Raw genomic sequence first — 15,522 nt, forward strand, 5'->3', positions numbered from 1 at the left:
GATTGCTGGGTACTCACGAGGTCGGTCCCGTTCGTTGCAGGTGCCTATGCCGGCGACAGGCTCGGCACGCTGGCATGCTCTGTGAGGCGCGACGCACGCCACTCGCACACATCCTCCCGTCCATGCGCCGCCTCAGGTGTCTGAGGACTGCCAGCCATTGCTCGCTAGCAGCACTGGCCGACCTGCAGAAGTATGGAGGTTCGCCAATGGGCGGTCGGGTCCCTACAGATCGCTCAGCCATATTCAAGCAACACGCAAAGGTGCATGCAGGGACTGGAAAGCGCTACATCGTGCGAGCGGGGTCGGTCAGGCCGTATTGATTGGCCAGGCGCGCCAGCGCGATGTTGTCCTGGATACCGACTTTTTCGAACAAGCGCGCCTTGTGCGTATTGATCGTCTTGGCACTGAGATTCAGGCGCTTGGCGATGTCTTCCTGTCGCAGGCCTTGGGTCAGCAACAAGGCGACCTCCAGTTCGCGCGGCGACAACGCGTCGAATGGCGAGCTACCGCCTTCCAGATTGGACAGCGCAAGATTCTGCGCAATCGTGTTGCCCAGGTAGCGCCGCCCCAATGCAACCTCGCGTACCGCGCGTAACAGCTCATGTGCGTCGCCGCCTTTGCCGACATATCCGGAAGCGCCTGCTTCGAGCAGGCGCTTGGGCAGCGGACCATCTTCCAGCACCGACACGATGATCACGCGCGTGCCGTAATCGCCCTTGACGATGCGCTCGGTGATTTCCAGCCCACTGACGCCGGGCAGATGCAGGTCGCACAGCACGATATCCGGCTTGAGCTGACGAATCTGCGGCAATGCCGCTTCGCCGCTCTCCGCCTCACCCACGACATCGACGTCCACTTCCTTGGACAGGATCATCTTCATGCCGGTACGCACGAGTGCATGATCGTCGATCAGAAAAACTCTGATGGTCATCCTTGTTGTCCTCGCTGTGCGGCTGGCTGGTGCAGCCTAGCTCCGTGAATAATTCAGGGCAAGCTTGATGCGACGTATTACATTCAAGTTAGAGCGAAAAGCTCACTTTTTTCGCGTGTAGCACTGCTGGCTTTGCGCGATGTGCCACTGCAGTGTGGTCGCATGATGCAAGCGCCTGCAAGACCGGCTGCATCGGGCAATGCAGTCGCGCCCGGTCAGACTTTTCCCGGTTCGGCGGTCCGCGCATCGTCCACCAGCGGACGCAGCGCAGGATCGAGTGCGACGCGCTCATCGAAGACGAAACAGCGGCCGTCGTAGCCTTCGCCGCCGACTTCTTCGAAATAGCCCAGGATCCCGCCTTCCAGCTGAAGGACGTTATCCATGCCATCGGCCTGCATCCACAGTGCCGCCTTCTCGCAACGGATACCGCCGGTGCAAAAACTCACCACCGTGGCATCGGCCAATGCAGCGCGATGCGTTTCAAGTGCTGCGGGCAACTCGGTGAACTTGTCGATCGGCAGGGTCAGCGCTCCCTGAAACGTGCCATAGGCCACTTCCTGCGCGTTGCGCGTATCGAGCAACACCAGCGGGCGGCCCCGGTCATCCCGCCCGTTGCGAATCCACTCGCGCAACACCGCAGGCGTCACTGTCGGCGCGCGGCCTTGCAGCGGCGATGCATCGTCGCGACGGAAGCTGATGATCTCCGGCTTGACCTTGACCTTGAGCCGCGCAAACGGCTGCTGCGCGCTCTGGCTGTACTTGATGCGCATCTGCGAAAAACGTGGGTCGCCCTGCAGCCAGCGATAAAACGCGCCGATCCGCTCGGCTTCGCCCGCCAGAAAGAGATTGATGCCCTCTTCGGCCACCAGCACAGAGCCCTTCAGCGACTGCTGTTCGGCGTGCAGCAGCACGTTGTCGGCCAGCTGCTGCGGGTCGTGGATGGCGACAAATTGGTACGCCGCAGTATTGGTGATCATCCGGGTATTTTAAGGCGCCCGACGCCGGGTAGCGAGCGCCTGCCGGATGATCCATCGCCCTGCGGGGAGTGAGAGCGACCGCGCTGCCTCAAGGCCCCCGGGGCAAGGGATATCTCGATTCAGCCCCGATCCCATCATCGGTCACGGCGCGGTGCGCCGTCAGCCACGCAGCAACAGAAATGGCAACAACACCAACGATGCGACGATCAGCATCCCCACCAGCGTGACGATCACGAACACCGGTCGCCTGCGCAGCAATGCAACAAAGGTCTCTGCAGTGCCCGCGGCGATCGCTTCCTGCCGCTGCGCCCGCGCCAGCGCGCCACGCTGGGCCTGATACGCATCCAGCACCGCCCTGGCGCGCGGATAGTCGGCATCGTCGCCGAGCCAGATGCCGCCTGCGGAAATGCCCCAGTTGCTGGGCCGGGTTTCGTAGATCTGCACCAGGTGCTCGCGCAGCAGCGCCCGCACCTCCTCGGCTTCGTCGTCGGGAACATTACGCAGATTGAGCAGCAGCTTGGCCATGGCGCGATGATAACGGGACCCAGATGCAATAATGGCCGCCTTCCTTGATGGATCACTCCATGCGCCTTCTGTTGACGCTCTGTGCCGCGCTGTTGCTTGTCAGCTGCGCACCTGCCCTGCCGCCGTCCGGCGGCACCATTGCCAGCTTCGAGCAGATCGACCGCACCGTCGGCACCGGCGCTGAAGCCACGCCGGGTACGATGGTCACCGTGCACTACAGCGGCTGGCTATACGACGAAAAAGCTGCCGACAAGCACGGCAAGAAATTCGACAGCTCGCTCGATCGCGCAGAACCCTTCCAGTTCGTGCTGGGCGGGCATCAGGTGATCCGCGGCTGGGACGATGGCGTTGCCGGCATGCGTGTAGGCGGAAAGCGCACCTTGATGATCCCGCCCGACTACGGTTATGGCGACAATGGCGCAGGGGGCGTGATTCCGCCCGGCGCATCGTTGGTGTTCGACGTGGAACTGCTCGGCGTTCAGCCACGCTGAGTGCCTGAGCAATGATGGACACGAACAGACCGCGACTGGCGGTGATTGGCGGCGGACCTGCGGGGCTCATGGCCGCTGAAGTGGCATGCGCTGCCGGGATTGCGGTCGATCTGTACGAGGCCAAGGGCTCGGTGGGGCGCAAGTTCCTGATCGCCGGCAAGGGCGGGCTGAATCTCACCCATTCCGATCCGATGCCGTTGTTCGCCCAGCGCTACCGCGAGCGCACCTCGGCGGTGGCATCGTGGCTGCAAGACTTCGATGCCGACGCCTTGCGCGGATGGGCACGCGACCTGGGCGTGGAGACCTATGTCGGCAGCTCGGGGCGTGTGTTCCCGATCGATCGCAAGGCTGCGCCGCTGCTGCGCGGCTGGGTGCGCAGACTCAAGGACCAGGGTGTCGACTTCCATGTGCAGCATCGCTGGCTGGGCTGGAGCGACGACGGCGTACTGCGGTTCGCAACGGCTGCAGGCGACATCGCCTGTCATGCCGATGCGGTGGTGCTGGCGCTGGGTGGCGGCAGTTGGCCGCAGCTTGGCTCGGATGGCCGATGGCAGGCAACGCTGCAGCAACGCGGCATCGCCGTCGCCCCGCTGGTGCCCGCCAACTGCGGTTTCGATATCGACTGGAGCGCGCATTTTGTGCAACGGCATGCAGGCGCGCCGCTCAAGCCGGTCGTCGCACACTGGCGCGATGGCGCCGGCGTGCAGCATGCATTGCAGGGCGAATGCGTCGCGACCGACACCGGCATCGAAGGCAGCCTGATCTATGCAATCGCCGCCGAGTTGCGCCACCAGATCGATGTCGATGGCCACGCGGAGCTCGGCCTGGATCTCGTGCCGGGACGGACCCTTGAACGGATAAGCGCCGACTTGTCCCTGCCGCGCAAGGGGCGCAGTTTCAGCGAGCAGTTGCGTCGCCAGGTCGGCATCGAAGGGGTCAAGGCCGCGCTACTGTACGAGCACCTGGGCAAGCAGGCCGGCGACGATCTTGCGCTGGTTGCACGCACGCTCAAGCACCTGCCGCTGCGCCTGCTCAGGCCCCGCCCGCTCGCCGAGGCAATCAGTTCTGCCGGTGGCGTGCGACTGGAAGCGCTGGACGCGCAGCTGATGGCGCGCGCGCAACCTGGGGTGTTCTGTGCCGGCGAAATGCTCGACTGGGAAGCGCCAACCGGCGGCTATCTGTTGACCGCATGTTTTGCCAGCGGACGACGCGCCGCGCTTGGCGCCGTCGACTGGCTGCACCGTCGGCACGATCGCGTCACAGCCGATCGCTGACAGCCGCGCGCGGCCACACCGACTTGACGTCGTACACCACCGAGCCCGGCTTGCCGAGCGCAGCGATGCGCGCTACGTCGTAATCGCGATACTGCGCGTGCGCCACTGCCAACACGACCGCATCGTAGGCGCCCTCGTCCGGCGCCTCGCATAGCTGCACGCCGCCATGCTGTAAGGCTTCTTCCGGGTCTGCCCACGGGTCGCAGGTATCGACCTGCACGCCGGCCGCCTGCAACAGCTGCACCAACTCCAGCGCACGGCTATTGCGCAGGTCCGGGCAGTTTTCCTTGAAGGTGGCACCCAGCACCAACACCCGCGCCTGCGCCAGCGTGACGCCGCGTAGCGCCAACATGCCGCAGACGCGCTCGGCGACATGCCGGCCGACGCGGTTGTTGACCTGGCGCGCGGTATGGATCAGGTCCGGGTGGTAACCCACGCTTTCGGATTTGTGCATCAGATAGTACGGGTCCACGCCGATGCAATGGCCGCCGACCAGGCCAGGCCGGAACGGCAGGAAATTCCACTTGGTGCCGGCGGCTTCGAGCACATCGAGCGTGTCGATTCCGAGCTTGTCGAAGATCAGCGCCAGCTCGTTGACCAAGGCGATATTGACGTCGCGCTGGATGTTTTCGACCACCTTGGCCGCTTCGGCCACGCGCATCGACGACGCGCGCCACGTGCCCGCCGTGATGATGCCGGCATACAGCGCATCGACCGTCTCTGCAGCCTGCGGCGTCGAGCCGGAAGTGATCTTGCGAATATCGCGCAGCCGTCGCTGACGATCGCCGGGGTTGACGCGCTCGGGGCTGTAGCCGCAGAAAAAGTCTTCGTTGAAGCGCAGGCCGGAGGCAGCCTCGAGCAGCGGCACGCAGACTTCCTCGGTGGTACCCGGGTACACGGTGGATTCGTAGATCACCAGATCGCCGGGCTTGAGCGCGGCGGCAATCAGGGTCGTGGCGCTGCGCAACGGCTCCAGGTCCGGCTGCTCGAAGCTGTCGATCGGGGTCGGCACGGTGACGATGAAGATGCTGCAGCTCGCCAGGTCAGCCACAGTTGCGCTGTAGCGCAACTGTGTTGCGGCCGCTAGTTCGGCATCGTCCAATTCCAATGTGGCATCGTGACCGTCGCGCAGTTGCGCGACCCGCTGCGCATCGATATCGAAACCCAGGGTGTCGCGGTGCTGGCCAAACGCTACTGCCAACGGCAGGCCCACGTAGCCGAGCCCGATGACGGCAATGCGCGAATGCAGCAGTGGGAGAAGCGTGTTGCCGGACATGCGGTTCCTTTGGGTCGCGCGCAGTGGGTACCGCGCGGCTGTGCGGCGGCAGCATAGCGCACGCGGCATGTCCGGGCCTTGGGAAGAATCGTCGCCTGAAGATTCACAATCGCCGCGCAATCAGGCACGCTATCGCAATGCCCGGGTGGCGAAATTGGTAGACGCAAGGGACTTAAAATCCCTCAGCTGCAAGGCTATGCGGGTTCGACCCCCGCCCCGGGCACACGCTGGCACGAAAATCCATTGCCAGATGCGATGACATGGCGTCTTTGAGGACGCTTTCCTGCCACTCATGCAGTCGGCATGTCCGCGAGCAACACCACCACCTGCAATCACGGCGGCGCGTGCAATGTCCACTGCGCAGGCAAGCGGTGGCGCATGGTCTACGGACTGAAACCTGCCCGCGGCTTCCATCTTAGTGCTTGTCTGCGAAATGCTCTTGCAGGCGCCTCACGACACGGCAGTCCACACAGGGCGCTCCAAACTCGGGCAGGCAGACGAGAGGCTGACTGCGTTCGAGCGCATGGCATTGGCGGTGCGGCGAACAGCTCCGCTGCTGCAACACCAGTTGCCGCCGAATGAGGAGTCTGTAGGGCCAAGAACTTCGATTCGCCACCCCCGCTGGCCCGATCGCTGGTGCACAGCACGCAGAGTGGCGCGAGGCCACGGCGCGCGTCTGGTCCACTGCATGGCAGACACCGCCGCCACGTGCACAAGCTTGCGGATCTGCATGGGAGCTCTCGGCTCTGGCGTCATGCAGAGAGCTTGCTCAGCCACAAGCCACGTTCAACGACAGCATGCTCGCCGGAGAAAGCTTCCTATGACGGAAAACAAAGACCCCGGATATCGCGGGATATCCGGGGTCTGAATTTGGAGCGGGAAACGAGACTCGAACTCGCGACCTCAACCTTGGCAAGGTTGCGCTCTACCAACTGAGCTATTCCCGCGTGAAACTAAATTGTACAGCTTGTCACTTCGTTGCGCTAGTCCCGCCATCGTTGCCGATGCGAAAAAAGCGACTGCAGTATGGAGGCCTGGGCCGGAATTGAACCGGCGTACGCGGATTTGCAGTCCGCTGCATAACCACTCTACCACCAGGCCGAAACATCAAACCCAAGGCATCCTGCCTTGAAACAACGAGACCTCGGACAGGGGGCCTTGTCTAAATCTGGAGCGGGAAACGAGACTCGAACTCGCGACCTCAACCTTGGCAAGGTTGCGCTCTACCAACTGAGCTATTCCCGCTTGGGAGGCGAAATTCTACAGCGAACAGGATAGCTGTCAACTGTTGCTTTCGATTTTTTTCGGCTTGTTGCTGATCGCCGCTTTTTCGTCAGCGCGCAGACTTGGCCATGCTGCCTGCAGATACTGAAAACCGGACCACAAGGTCAGCAGTGCGGCGATCGCCAATGTCCAATAGCCGGCACGGAAGATCAGATTGCCCAACCAGATTTCGTGCGTGGGCATCTGCCCGGGAGTGACCGAATACAGCAGGCAAAGCAGCGCGACCATCTGCGCGGTGGTCTTGATCTTGCCGATCGCTGCAACGCGCACCTTGGCGCGCTGGCCGATCTCCGCCATCCACTCACGCAATGCGGACACTGCGATCTCGCGGCCCACGATGACCGCCGCCCAGAACGCCATCCACGGCGTGGGATGGCCCTGTACGATAAGAAACAGGGCGACTGCGACCATCAATTTGTCGGCGACCGGATCGAGGAACGCGCCGAATGCGGAATACTGGTGATACCGCCGCGCAACCCAGCCATCCAGCCAATCGGTGATGGCGGCCAGCGCGAACACACCGGCGGAGGCAAAGTTCGTCCAGGTGTAGGGCAGGTAGAACACCACGACCAACACCGGGATCATCAGGATCCGCAGCAGTGTCAGCCACGTGGGGATGGTCAACTTCATTACGGGCTCGACTCGCCTGGCGCATCGGGGAGCGCCAGCCCATGCAGGTTAGCGTAGATTCGTGCGGCAAGTGCGGCATTGACCCCGTCTACCCGCGCAATCTCGGCTTCGCCGGCCGCCTTGAGACCGACCAGGCCGCCGAAATGCTTGAGCAGGCTCGCGCGGCGTCGCGGGCCGATGCCGGGAATGTCCTCGAGCTTGCTGGTCATGCGCGCTTTCTGGCGGCGCCCGCGGTGTCCGGTGATCGCAAAGCGGTGCGCTTCGTCACGCACCTGCTGGATGAATTGCAGTGCCGGCGATGCAGCGCCCGGTCGCAACTCGCGGCCATCGGCCATGATCAGCGCCTCGTGCCCTGCCCTGCGCTCCTCGCCCTTGGCCACGCCGACCAGCACGACGTTCTCCACGCCCAGGTCGGCCAGCGCAGCCTGCGCCTGCGCCAGCTGACCGGCACCGCCGTCGATCAGCAGCACATCGGGGAGGACGCCGTTTTCTTCCACTGCACGTCGAAACCGACGCTCGATCGCCTGGTGCATCGCCGCGTAATCGTCGCCCGGCGTAATGCCGGAAATATTGAAGCGGCGATATTGGCCGCGTACCGGGCCGCTGGCGTCGAACACGACACACGACGCGACCGTGGCTTCGCCCATGGTGTGACTGATGTCGAAGCACTCCACGCGCTTGACCTGCTCGGGCAGGCCCAGCATCTCGCGCAGCGCTTCGCTGCGTGCGTGCTGTGCGCTCTGGCTGGTGAGCTCGGTGACCAGGGTCAGCTGCGCGTTGCGCGTGGCCAGCAGCAGGTAGCCGGCACGCTCGCCGCGCACGTTCCACTTCAACGCCACCTTGTGCTCGGCGGCGGCGCTGAGCGCAGCCTCGATCAGTTCGGCATCGGGGATGTCGCGATCCAGCAAGATCTCGCGCGGCGGCGAGTGTTCGGCGTAGTACTGCGAGACGAACGCAGCCAGGATTTCGTCGGCGCTGTCTTCGCCGTTGGTCTTGGGAAAGAACGACCGCGTACCCAGATTGCGGCCGTCGCGGAAACTCAGCAGCAGCACGCAGGCCTGACTGGACTGGGTGGCGCAGGCCAGCACGTCCAGGTCGGCGGCGCGGCCGTCGACGTACTGGCGGTTCTGCATGCCGCGCAGCGACGACAGCAGATCGCGCAGACGCGCGGCGCGCTCGAATTCGAGCGCTTCGCTGGCCTGCTGCATCGATTGCATGATCTCTTCGCCGAGCTGATCGCTCTTGCCTTCGAGGAACATGGTGGCGCGGCGTACCGACTCGGCGTAATCGGGCGCGGCCACCAGATCCACGCACGGGCCGCTGCAGCGGCCGATCTGGTACTGCAGGCAGGGCCGCGAGCGGTTGCGAAACACGCTGTCTTCGCAACTGCGCAGCTTGAACAGCTTGTGCATCAGGCTCAGCGCTTCGCGCACGCCGGTCACGCCGGTGTAGGGGCCGAAATAGCGCCCCTGCACCGCACGCGGGCCGCGGTGCAGGGCGATACGCGGCCAGTCTTCGCGCGTCAGCAGCACATACGGGTAACTCTTGTCGTCGCGCAACGACACGTTGTAGCGCGGCGACAAGGATTTGATCAGCTGGTTTTCCAGCAGCAACGCCTCGGCCTCGCTGCGGGTCACGGTGACGTCCATGCGCGCGACCTGCGACAGCATCGAGGTCAGCCGCGCGTTCTTTGGCGTACCGTTGAAATAGCTGCCGACACGCTTGCGCAACGCACCGGCCTTGCCGACGTAGAGCAAGGTGTCGTCGGCCGCATACATGCGATAAACGCCGGGTGCGGTGCTCAGCTGCGCAGCAAACGCCTTTCCATCGAAGTCGGCTTTGGGCCTTGCGCTCATTCTTCTATCGCAACATCGCTCAGTGCGCCGCTGGCAAGGTCGTAGCGCAAGACGGCGTGGGCGTCGGTTTCGGCAATCCAGACTGCGCCGGCGGCAACCGCCAACCCTGCCGGGCCGTGCAGACGGCGCGGCAGCTCGACCGTGGTCAGTTCGCCGCCGCCCAGGCGCAGACAACGCAGGCGGCCGTTACCGGTGTCGGCAATCCACAGCAGCGGCGAATCGGCCGCCAGTGCGATGGCTTGCGGAAACTGCAGGCGTGCGGTGCCGCGTGGCCCGTCTTCGTCGCCGAACTGCCAGATGCCCTGCCCGCCCACCAGTGTCTGCACCAGGTCGCCGCGCAACTGCATGGTGCGAATCGACGAACCCAACCCGTCGCAGACGTAGGCGACCTGCTGCACGGCTGCCAAGCCGGCCGGCTGGGCGAATGCGGCGAGGTGGCCGCTACCATCGCGGATTTCGAGGGCGCCGGTGCCGGCACGTGCGCTCAGTGCGGCGCGCCCCAGGTCGTAACTCCAGATCCGGTTGTCGCCGGCCATGGCGATCAACACCTGGTTGTCGGCAATGGCCAGGCCTTGCGGATAGTTCAAGGCGGACGCACCGGCGAACGCCAGCGGCCCCTCGACCGGCTCGCCCGAGCGGCCGGTACCGCACAAGGTGTCCACCTGCCCGCTGCGCAGGTTGATGCGCCGCAGCGCGTGGTTGCCGGTGTCGGCGACGTACAGCTGATCGCGCTCCAGCGCCAGACCCTGCGGGCGACGAAAAGCCGCCTCGCCGGTACCGCCATCGATGAGATCGGCATTGCCGTGGCCGAATTGCCGCAACACCCGGCCGCCGTGCGTGCATTCGAGCACGCGGTGATGCCCGGTATCGGCGATATACAGACGGTCTTCGGTGGCGGCCAGCCCGGTCGGAAAACGCAGCGCCAGCCGCGGCTCGGGTTCGCGCTCCGCGATGCCCTGCAGGTCGGCGTCGGAGGGCGGTTGCTGGCCTTCGCACAATGCGGCCAGGGCCTTGTCCAGATCACCGGTGACGCCCACCAGACGCTGGCGCTCGCGGCCATAGGCATCCAGCAGGACCAGCGTGGGCCAGGATTCGATACCGAAGCGGCGCCAGGTTTCCCAGTCCTTGTCGAGCAGGATCGGTGCACTGACGCCATGCCCGCGCAGTTGCTTGAGCGAGCGTTGCGGCAGGCGTTCGCTATCGAAACGCGGCGTCTGCACCACGATCACCTGCAGCCGCCCGGGGCTGCGCGCCTGCCACTGCGCCAGCTCGGCAAGACGCTCTGCGCACCACACCGAGCTGGCATTGACGAACGCCAGCACGAGCGCGCGGCCGCGATGCTCCTGCAAGGTGGATGGCCTGGCATTGAGCCAGGTGGGAAATTCCGGCAGTTCCTGGGTGAGCTGGGCAGTCATGGCGTAATTATGCCCAAGCGTGATTAGCCGCGGGTGAGTCTGGCGACCGTCTGTCGCGCCGCGGTATCGACCAGCTGCCAGACCTGCTCGAACTCCTTGCTGCCGCCGGTGTACGGGTCGGGTATTTCGTCACGCGCGTCCACGCCGGCCCACGGCAACCACAGGGCGACCTTGTCGCGTCGCGCTGCCGGCGCCAGACGCTGCAGATCGCGCAGATTGTTGCCGTCTGCGCACAGCAGCCAGTCGAAGTGTTCGAAATCCTCCTGGCGCACCTGCCGTGCGCGCAGGCCGGAGATATCCACCCCATGGCCGCGCGCGCAACCGATGGCACGCGGGTCTGGCGGATCGCCGGCGTGCCAGTCGCCGGTGCCGGCCGAGTCGACCTCGATGCGTCGCGACAGGCGTGCCTCGTGCAGCCGTGCGCGCAAGGCACCCTCGCCCATCGGCGAGCGGCAGATATTGCCCAGGCACACGATCAGGACCTTCATGCCGATGCCACGCGCACTTGTGCCCGGGCCAGATCGTCCGGCGTATCGATGCCCGGCGGAAACTGCTCGGGCGTCAGCGCAACGGCGATGCGATGACCGGCTTCCATCGCGCGCAGCTGTTCCAGCGATTCGATCCGCTCCAGCAGGCCGGGCGGCATCGCCGCGAATTGCTGCAGGAATCCGGCGCGATAGGCGTAGATGCCGATATGGCGCAGCCATTGGCCGTGCTCGGGCAAGCGGTCGCGCTGGCTGGCGAAGCTGTCGCGATGCCAGGGGATCGGCGCGCGGCTGAAATACAGCGCGTGCCCGCCGGCGCTGCGCACCAGCTTGACCACATTGGGGTCGAACAGATCGTGTGCGCTCTCCACCTGCGCGGCCAGCGTCGCCATCTCCGCGCCTGAGCGCAGTAGCAGCTCAGCGACCGCGCGAATACCCGCAGCCGGCGCAAACGGTTCGTCGCCCTGCAGATTCACCACGCACACATCGGCGTCCCAGCCGGCGATACGCGCGCATTCGGCCAGGCGATCTGTGCCGGAAACATGGTCGCTGCCGGTCATCGCGACGTGCACGCCAGGCATTGCCTCGATCGCGTCGGCAATCCGTACATCATCGGTTGCCACCCAGACCTCGCGCGCGCCTGCGGCCAGTGCCCGCTCGGCCACGTGCTGAATCATCGGGCGGTCGCCGATCAACTGCAGCGGCTTGCCCGGCAGACGGGTGGATGCATAACGCGCCGGAATGGCGACGACGAAATCGGCAGACGGGTTGTTGGTCATGGGGTCGCGTTCTCTGCAGCAAGGGTGTTGGAGCGGCCGGACGGTCGAGCAGGTGTGGCGTTCCTGGATCGGCAGCATTGCGTGTCGATCGCGACGTTGCGACGGATCGCAACAGTTGCAGTGGCACAGCATGGCGCCTGTGCCGTGTAGCGGCTGTCGCTGGCGCGACTGTACGAGAACGCTGAGGTCGTCGATGTAGCGGCGCCAGGCGCGCCGGCGGAGTGTCTCTGCAAACCGATTGCGACCCGGCGTAAAGCGGTATCCCGCATCCAGCCAGCCTCCAGGATGACGTGCAACCGAGACGTGCGCAGGCAGCACATGCACGCGCAACAAGCGGCCAGGATCAAACGCCCTGCCGGCTGGCTAACTTGTCCAACCGATCCAGCAGGCTCACCCAGAATGCAGCCGGCAACTCCGCCTTGAGCGGCACGCTGTACAGCCACTCATCGGCGAAAGGACGGCACTTCACTGCGTCCTTTTCGGTCATCAACACCGGCAGGCGACTGCCGAAACTGAAATCTGCAGCGCGGTACACGTGATGATCGGGAAACGCATGCGGCACCACGCCGATGCCGCGCGCACGCAACATGGCGAAGAAGCGTTCGGGGTGCGCGATACCTGCCACGGCATGCACGCGCTGCCCGGCCAGCATGCTCAGTGGTTGCGCCCGTTTGCCGTCCATGGGCTGCACGCTGTCGATGCTCAGGCGCATCTGCCATTCGCCGAAACCGGCATCATCCGTGGTCTGTGCGGCAGTGGTGGCGCTGGCCTGCCCGAGATTGACCACGCGGAAATCGCAATCGCGCGCGCGTGCGGCCGGTTCGCGCAGCGGCCCGGCCGGTAGCAGGCGGCCATTGCCGTAGCGGCGCTGACCGTCGACCACCTCGATTTCCACGTCGCGTGCCAGCCGATAATGCTGCAAGCCGTCATCGCAGACGATGATGTCGCAACCGGCCTCGACCAGCGCGCGCGCAGCGGCCACGCGATCGCTGTCCACACGCACGCGTGCGCCGGTTTTCCAGGCGATCAACACCGGCTCGTCGCCACCGAGCGCCACCGCCGTGTCTGCGTCCACCCATCGTGCAGTGCCGGAGTCGTCGCGGCCATAGCCACGGCTGGCAACGCCAGGTGTCCAGCCGGCTTCCTGCAGCTTGGACACCAGTGCGATGGTCAGGGGGGTCTTGCCGGTGCCCCCCGCCGTGACGTTGCCGACCACGATCACCGGCACCGGCACGCCATGCCGTTTACGCCAACCGCGGCGATACAGGCTACGCCGCAGCGCGATGGCCGCGCCATAGATCGGTGCCAGTACGCGTGCAGGCAGCGGAATCGGCGCGTTGTCGTACCAATAGCCCGGCGTACGGGCGCCATGCTTGCTCATGCCTGCCGTTCGCGAAACTGCATGCCGTGCAGGTGCGAATACAACCCGCCCTGCGCCAGCAATTCGGTGTGGGTACCACGCTCGACGATGCGGCCCTGATCCATCACCAGCACCTGGTCGGCATGCTCGATGGTGGACAGCCGGTGCGCGATCACCAGCGTGGTGCGGTCCGGCATCAGTTTGTGCAAGGCGTCCTGCACCAGTCGCTCCGACTCGTTGTCCAGCGCGGCGGTGGCTTCGTCCAGGATCAGGATCGGCGCATCCTTGAGCATCGCACGCGCGATCGCAAGACGCTGCCGCTGCCCGCCGGACAGCCGCCCGCCCTTGGTGCCGACGTGCGATTGCAAGCCCTCGGGCAGTTGCGCCACGAACTCCATCGCATTGGCGCCCAGGATCGCGCGCTCCAGTTGGCCGGCATCTGCGGTGCGCATTTCGCCATAGGCGACGTTGTCGGCGATGCTGCCGTCGAACAGCATGACCTGCTGGCCAACCAGCGCGATCTGGCGACGCAGGTCCGCCAAGGCATACGCCTGTACCGGACGCCCATCGAGCAGGATCTGCCCGGCCTCGGCTTCATAAAAACGCGGAATCAGTTTGATCAGGCTGGATTTGCCGCTGCCGGAGCGGCCGACGATCGCGGTCACTGTGCCGGGTTGCGCGACAAAACTGACATCGGCCAGCGCCGGATTCACCTGGCCTGGGTAGCGGGCGGTGACATCGCGGAACTCGATCAGGCCTTTCGCGCGGGTCAAGGGCTCCGCGCCCTGATCCGGCTCGTCCGGGCTGTCGAGCACCGAGAACAGGCGCTCGGCCGAGGCCAGGCCGCGCTGGACCATGTTCTGCACATTGGTGAGCTGCTTGAGGCCTGGAATGATCGTCAGCATCGAAGTCATCAACACCACGAAGTCGCCCGCGGTCAGGCGCCCGGCCAAGGCCTGCGCACCGGCCACGAACAGCAGCGCCGACAGCCCGATCGCGCCGATCATCTGCACGGTGGCGGTGGAAATGCCGCGGGTGGATTCGACCTTCATCGCCAGGCGCAGGTTGCGGTCGGCCAGCGCCCCGTAGCGCTCCATTTCGGTCTGCTGGGCCCCGTAGATCTTGACCTCCTGGTGACTGGACAAGGTCTGGTCGGCGGCCTGCAACAGGTGCGCACCGCTCTCCTGGATGCTATGGCTGATGCGCCTATAGCGCCGCGCCACCTTGTCCATCACCCAGGCCAGCACCGGTGCCAGTACCACGATGGTGAGCGTGACCTGCCAGCTATGCCACAGCATCAGCGCCAGTGCGCCGATCACCTGCAGCGACTGCTGGATCATCACCTTGACCGCATCCACCGCGGCCTGTGCGACTTGATCGGAATCCGAACCCAGGCGTATCAACATCGATGGCACCGGCTCGGAATCGAAGCGCGAGCCCGGCAGACGCAGATACTTGGACATCACCTTGACGCGCAGATCGCGCGCAATGCTGCGCGCGGATTTGCCCATCGCCATGTCGGTGATATAGCCGGCAACGCCACGCACCACAAACAGCAGGATGATCTGCACCGGCAGCCAGCGGCTGACTTCGGCGTTCTTGTAAATAAAGGTCTCGTCGGTGATCGGCTTCATCAACGCCAGGAAGCCGGTGGTGCCTGCCGCTTCGACCAACGCGGCAATCAGCGCGGCGATCAGCAACAGCCGATACGGCTTGGCGAAGCCCAACAGGCGACGGTACGTGCGCCAGGACGAGACTGGCGCCGGGCGGTCGTTGATGGTGGTCACTGGCGGGTTCCGTTCTTGCTTGTCTTGCCGGCAGTGCCGGTCTGGGGCGCGGTCGCAATGGCGATACGCCGGAAGCCGAGCTGCCCCAACGCATCCTGCGCGGTGACAACGGCCTGATACGGCGTACGCGCATCGGCACGCATCAGCACCGTCTGCTCGCGGTCGTCGCCGGCGATCTGGGCGATGGTCTGCTTCAGCGACTCCACATCTGCGCGCAGGACTTCCTGGTCGTTGATGAAGTAATGCCCGTCGGCATTGACCAGCACGCTGAGCGAGCGCGGCGGCGCGCTGGTGTTCTGGTCGCTGGCAGTTGGCAATTGCAGCTGCAGCGTGGAGCGTGCGTCGAAGGTCGTGGTCACCACGAAGAAGATGATGAGGACGAGAATGACGTCAATCAATGGCACCAGGTCGATATGCGGCTCGTCCTGGCTTCGGTCGCTGCCGATGCGCAT

The 15,522-nt window shown here is 65.0% G+C and carries 14 protein-coding genes and 4 tRNA genes; 3 read left to right on the forward strand and 15 right to left on the reverse strand.

Annotated features, from left to right (window positions below; all coding sequences use genetic code 11):
* Nucleotides 1–283 precede the first annotated feature (283 nt).
* From VZ068_RS11115 to VZ068_RS11125, 3 genes are all read right to left on the reverse strand, one after another.
* On the reverse strand, nt 284–931 hold the full coding sequence (locus VZ068_RS11115; RefSeq protein ID WP_104615660.1) for a response regulator: 648 nt from the start codon (nt 929–931) through the stop codon (nt 284–286).
* 215 nt (nt 932–1,146) lie between these two features.
* Nucleotides 1,147–1,908, reverse strand: a complete 762-nt coding sequence (locus VZ068_RS11120) for a sulfurtransferase (RefSeq protein WP_349655358.1) — start codon at nt 1,906–1,908, stop codon at nt 1,147–1,149.
* A 159-nt stretch (nt 1,909–2,067) separates the two neighbouring features.
* Nucleotides 2,068–2,433 carry a DUF6164 family protein gene (locus tag VZ068_RS11125; RefSeq protein WP_349655359.1) on the reverse strand — a complete coding sequence of 122 codons (366 nt, stop codon included), beginning with the start codon at nt 2,431–2,433 and terminating at the stop codon, nt 2,068–2,070.
* 59 nt (nt 2,434–2,492) lie between these two features.
* Between VZ068_RS11125 and VZ068_RS11130 the strand changes: the two genes are divergently transcribed.
* Together VZ068_RS11130 and VZ068_RS11135 are read left to right on the forward strand one after the other, a co-directional pair.
* Nucleotides 2,493–2,924 (forward strand): FKBP-type peptidyl-prolyl cis-trans isomerase, encoded by a 432-nt coding sequence (locus VZ068_RS11130; RefSeq protein ID WP_349655360.1) that lies wholly within the window; start codon nt 2,493–2,495, stop codon nt 2,922–2,924.
* Between the two features lie 11 nt (nt 2,925–2,935).
* Nucleotides 2,936–4,198: a TIGR03862 family flavoprotein gene (locus tag VZ068_RS11135; protein ID WP_349655361.1), complete on the forward strand. Its 1,263-nt coding sequence runs from the start codon at nt 2,936–2,938 to the stop codon at nt 4,196–4,198.
* On the opposite strand, the gene VZ068_RS11140 is transcribed toward VZ068_RS11135, so the two are convergent.
* Nucleotides 4,182–5,474 (reverse strand): nucleotide sugar dehydrogenase, encoded by a 1,293-nt coding sequence (locus VZ068_RS11140; RefSeq protein WP_349655362.1) that lies wholly within the window; start codon nt 5,472–5,474, stop codon nt 4,182–4,184. The genes VZ068_RS11135 and VZ068_RS11140 overlap by 17 nt on opposite strands.
* Before the next feature lie 139 nt (nt 5,475–5,613).
* Between VZ068_RS11140 and VZ068_RS11145 the strand changes: the two genes are divergently transcribed.
* Nucleotides 5,614–5,697 (forward strand) — tRNA-Leu (locus VZ068_RS11145).
* 648 nt (nt 5,698–6,345) lie between these two features.
* On the opposite strand, the gene VZ068_RS11150 is transcribed toward VZ068_RS11145, so the two are convergent.
* The 11 genes from VZ068_RS11150 to VZ068_RS11200 form a co-directional block, all read right to left on the reverse strand.
* Nucleotides 6,346–6,421, reverse strand: a tRNA-Gly gene (locus tag VZ068_RS11150).
* A gap of 80 nt (nt 6,422–6,501) precedes the next feature.
* Nucleotides 6,502–6,575: transfer RNA gene (locus VZ068_RS11155), tRNA-Cys, on the reverse strand.
* A gap of 68 nt (nt 6,576–6,643) precedes the next feature.
* Nucleotides 6,644–6,719: transfer RNA gene (locus tag VZ068_RS11160), tRNA-Gly, on the reverse strand.
* Between the two features lie 36 nt (nt 6,720–6,755).
* Complete coding sequence (pgsA, locus tag VZ068_RS11165) at nt 6,756–7,388, reverse strand: CDP-diacylglycerol--glycerol-3-phosphate 3-phosphatidyltransferase (RefSeq protein WP_046964068.1); 633 nt, start codon at nt 7,386–7,388, stop codon at nt 6,756–6,758.
* Nucleotides 7,388–9,244 carry an excinuclease ABC subunit UvrC gene (gene uvrC, locus VZ068_RS11170; protein WP_349655363.1) on the reverse strand — a complete coding sequence of 619 codons (1,857 nt, stop codon included), beginning with the start codon at nt 9,242–9,244 and terminating at the stop codon, nt 7,388–7,390. Before uvrC ends, pgsA begins: the two co-directional genes overlap by 1 nt.
* Entirely contained in the window at nt 9,241–10,659 is a 1,419-nt protein-coding gene (locus VZ068_RS11175; RefSeq protein ID WP_259167872.1) for a hypothetical protein, read from the reverse strand. The genes uvrC and VZ068_RS11175 overlap by 4 nt, the downstream gene beginning before the upstream one ends.
* Nucleotides 10,660–10,682: 23 nt before the next feature.
* Complete coding sequence (locus VZ068_RS11180) at nt 10,683–11,147, reverse strand: low molecular weight protein-tyrosine-phosphatase (protein WP_259149297.1); 465 nt, start codon at nt 11,145–11,147, stop codon at nt 10,683–10,685.
* Complete coding sequence (gene kdsB, locus VZ068_RS11185; protein WP_349655364.1) at nt 11,144–11,923, reverse strand: 3-deoxy-manno-octulosonate cytidylyltransferase; 780 nt, start codon at nt 11,921–11,923, stop codon at nt 11,144–11,146. Before kdsB ends, VZ068_RS11180 begins: the two co-directional genes overlap by 4 nt.
* Nucleotides 11,924–12,266: 343 nt before the next feature.
* Nucleotides 12,267–13,304, reverse strand: a complete 1,038-nt coding sequence (gene lpxK, locus VZ068_RS11190) for a tetraacyldisaccharide 4'-kinase (RefSeq protein ID WP_259167868.1) — start codon at nt 13,302–13,304, stop codon at nt 12,267–12,269.
* Nucleotides 13,301–15,070, reverse strand: coding sequence for a lipid A export permease/ATP-binding protein MsbA (gene msbA / locus VZ068_RS11195; RefSeq protein WP_259167867.1), 1,770 nt, complete (start codon nt 15,068–15,070; stop codon nt 13,301–13,303). The genes lpxK and msbA overlap by 4 nt, the downstream gene beginning before the upstream one ends.
* Complete coding sequence (locus tag VZ068_RS11200) at nt 15,067–15,522, reverse strand: biopolymer transporter ExbD (RefSeq protein ID WP_046964075.1); 456 nt, start codon at nt 15,520–15,522, stop codon at nt 15,067–15,069. The genes msbA and VZ068_RS11200 overlap by 4 nt, the downstream gene beginning before the upstream one ends.

The organism is Xanthomonas sp. 10-10 (assembly GCF_040182365.1).
Lineage (GTDB): Bacteria > Pseudomonadota > Gammaproteobacteria > Xanthomonadales > Xanthomonadaceae > Xanthomonas > Xanthomonas arboricola_F.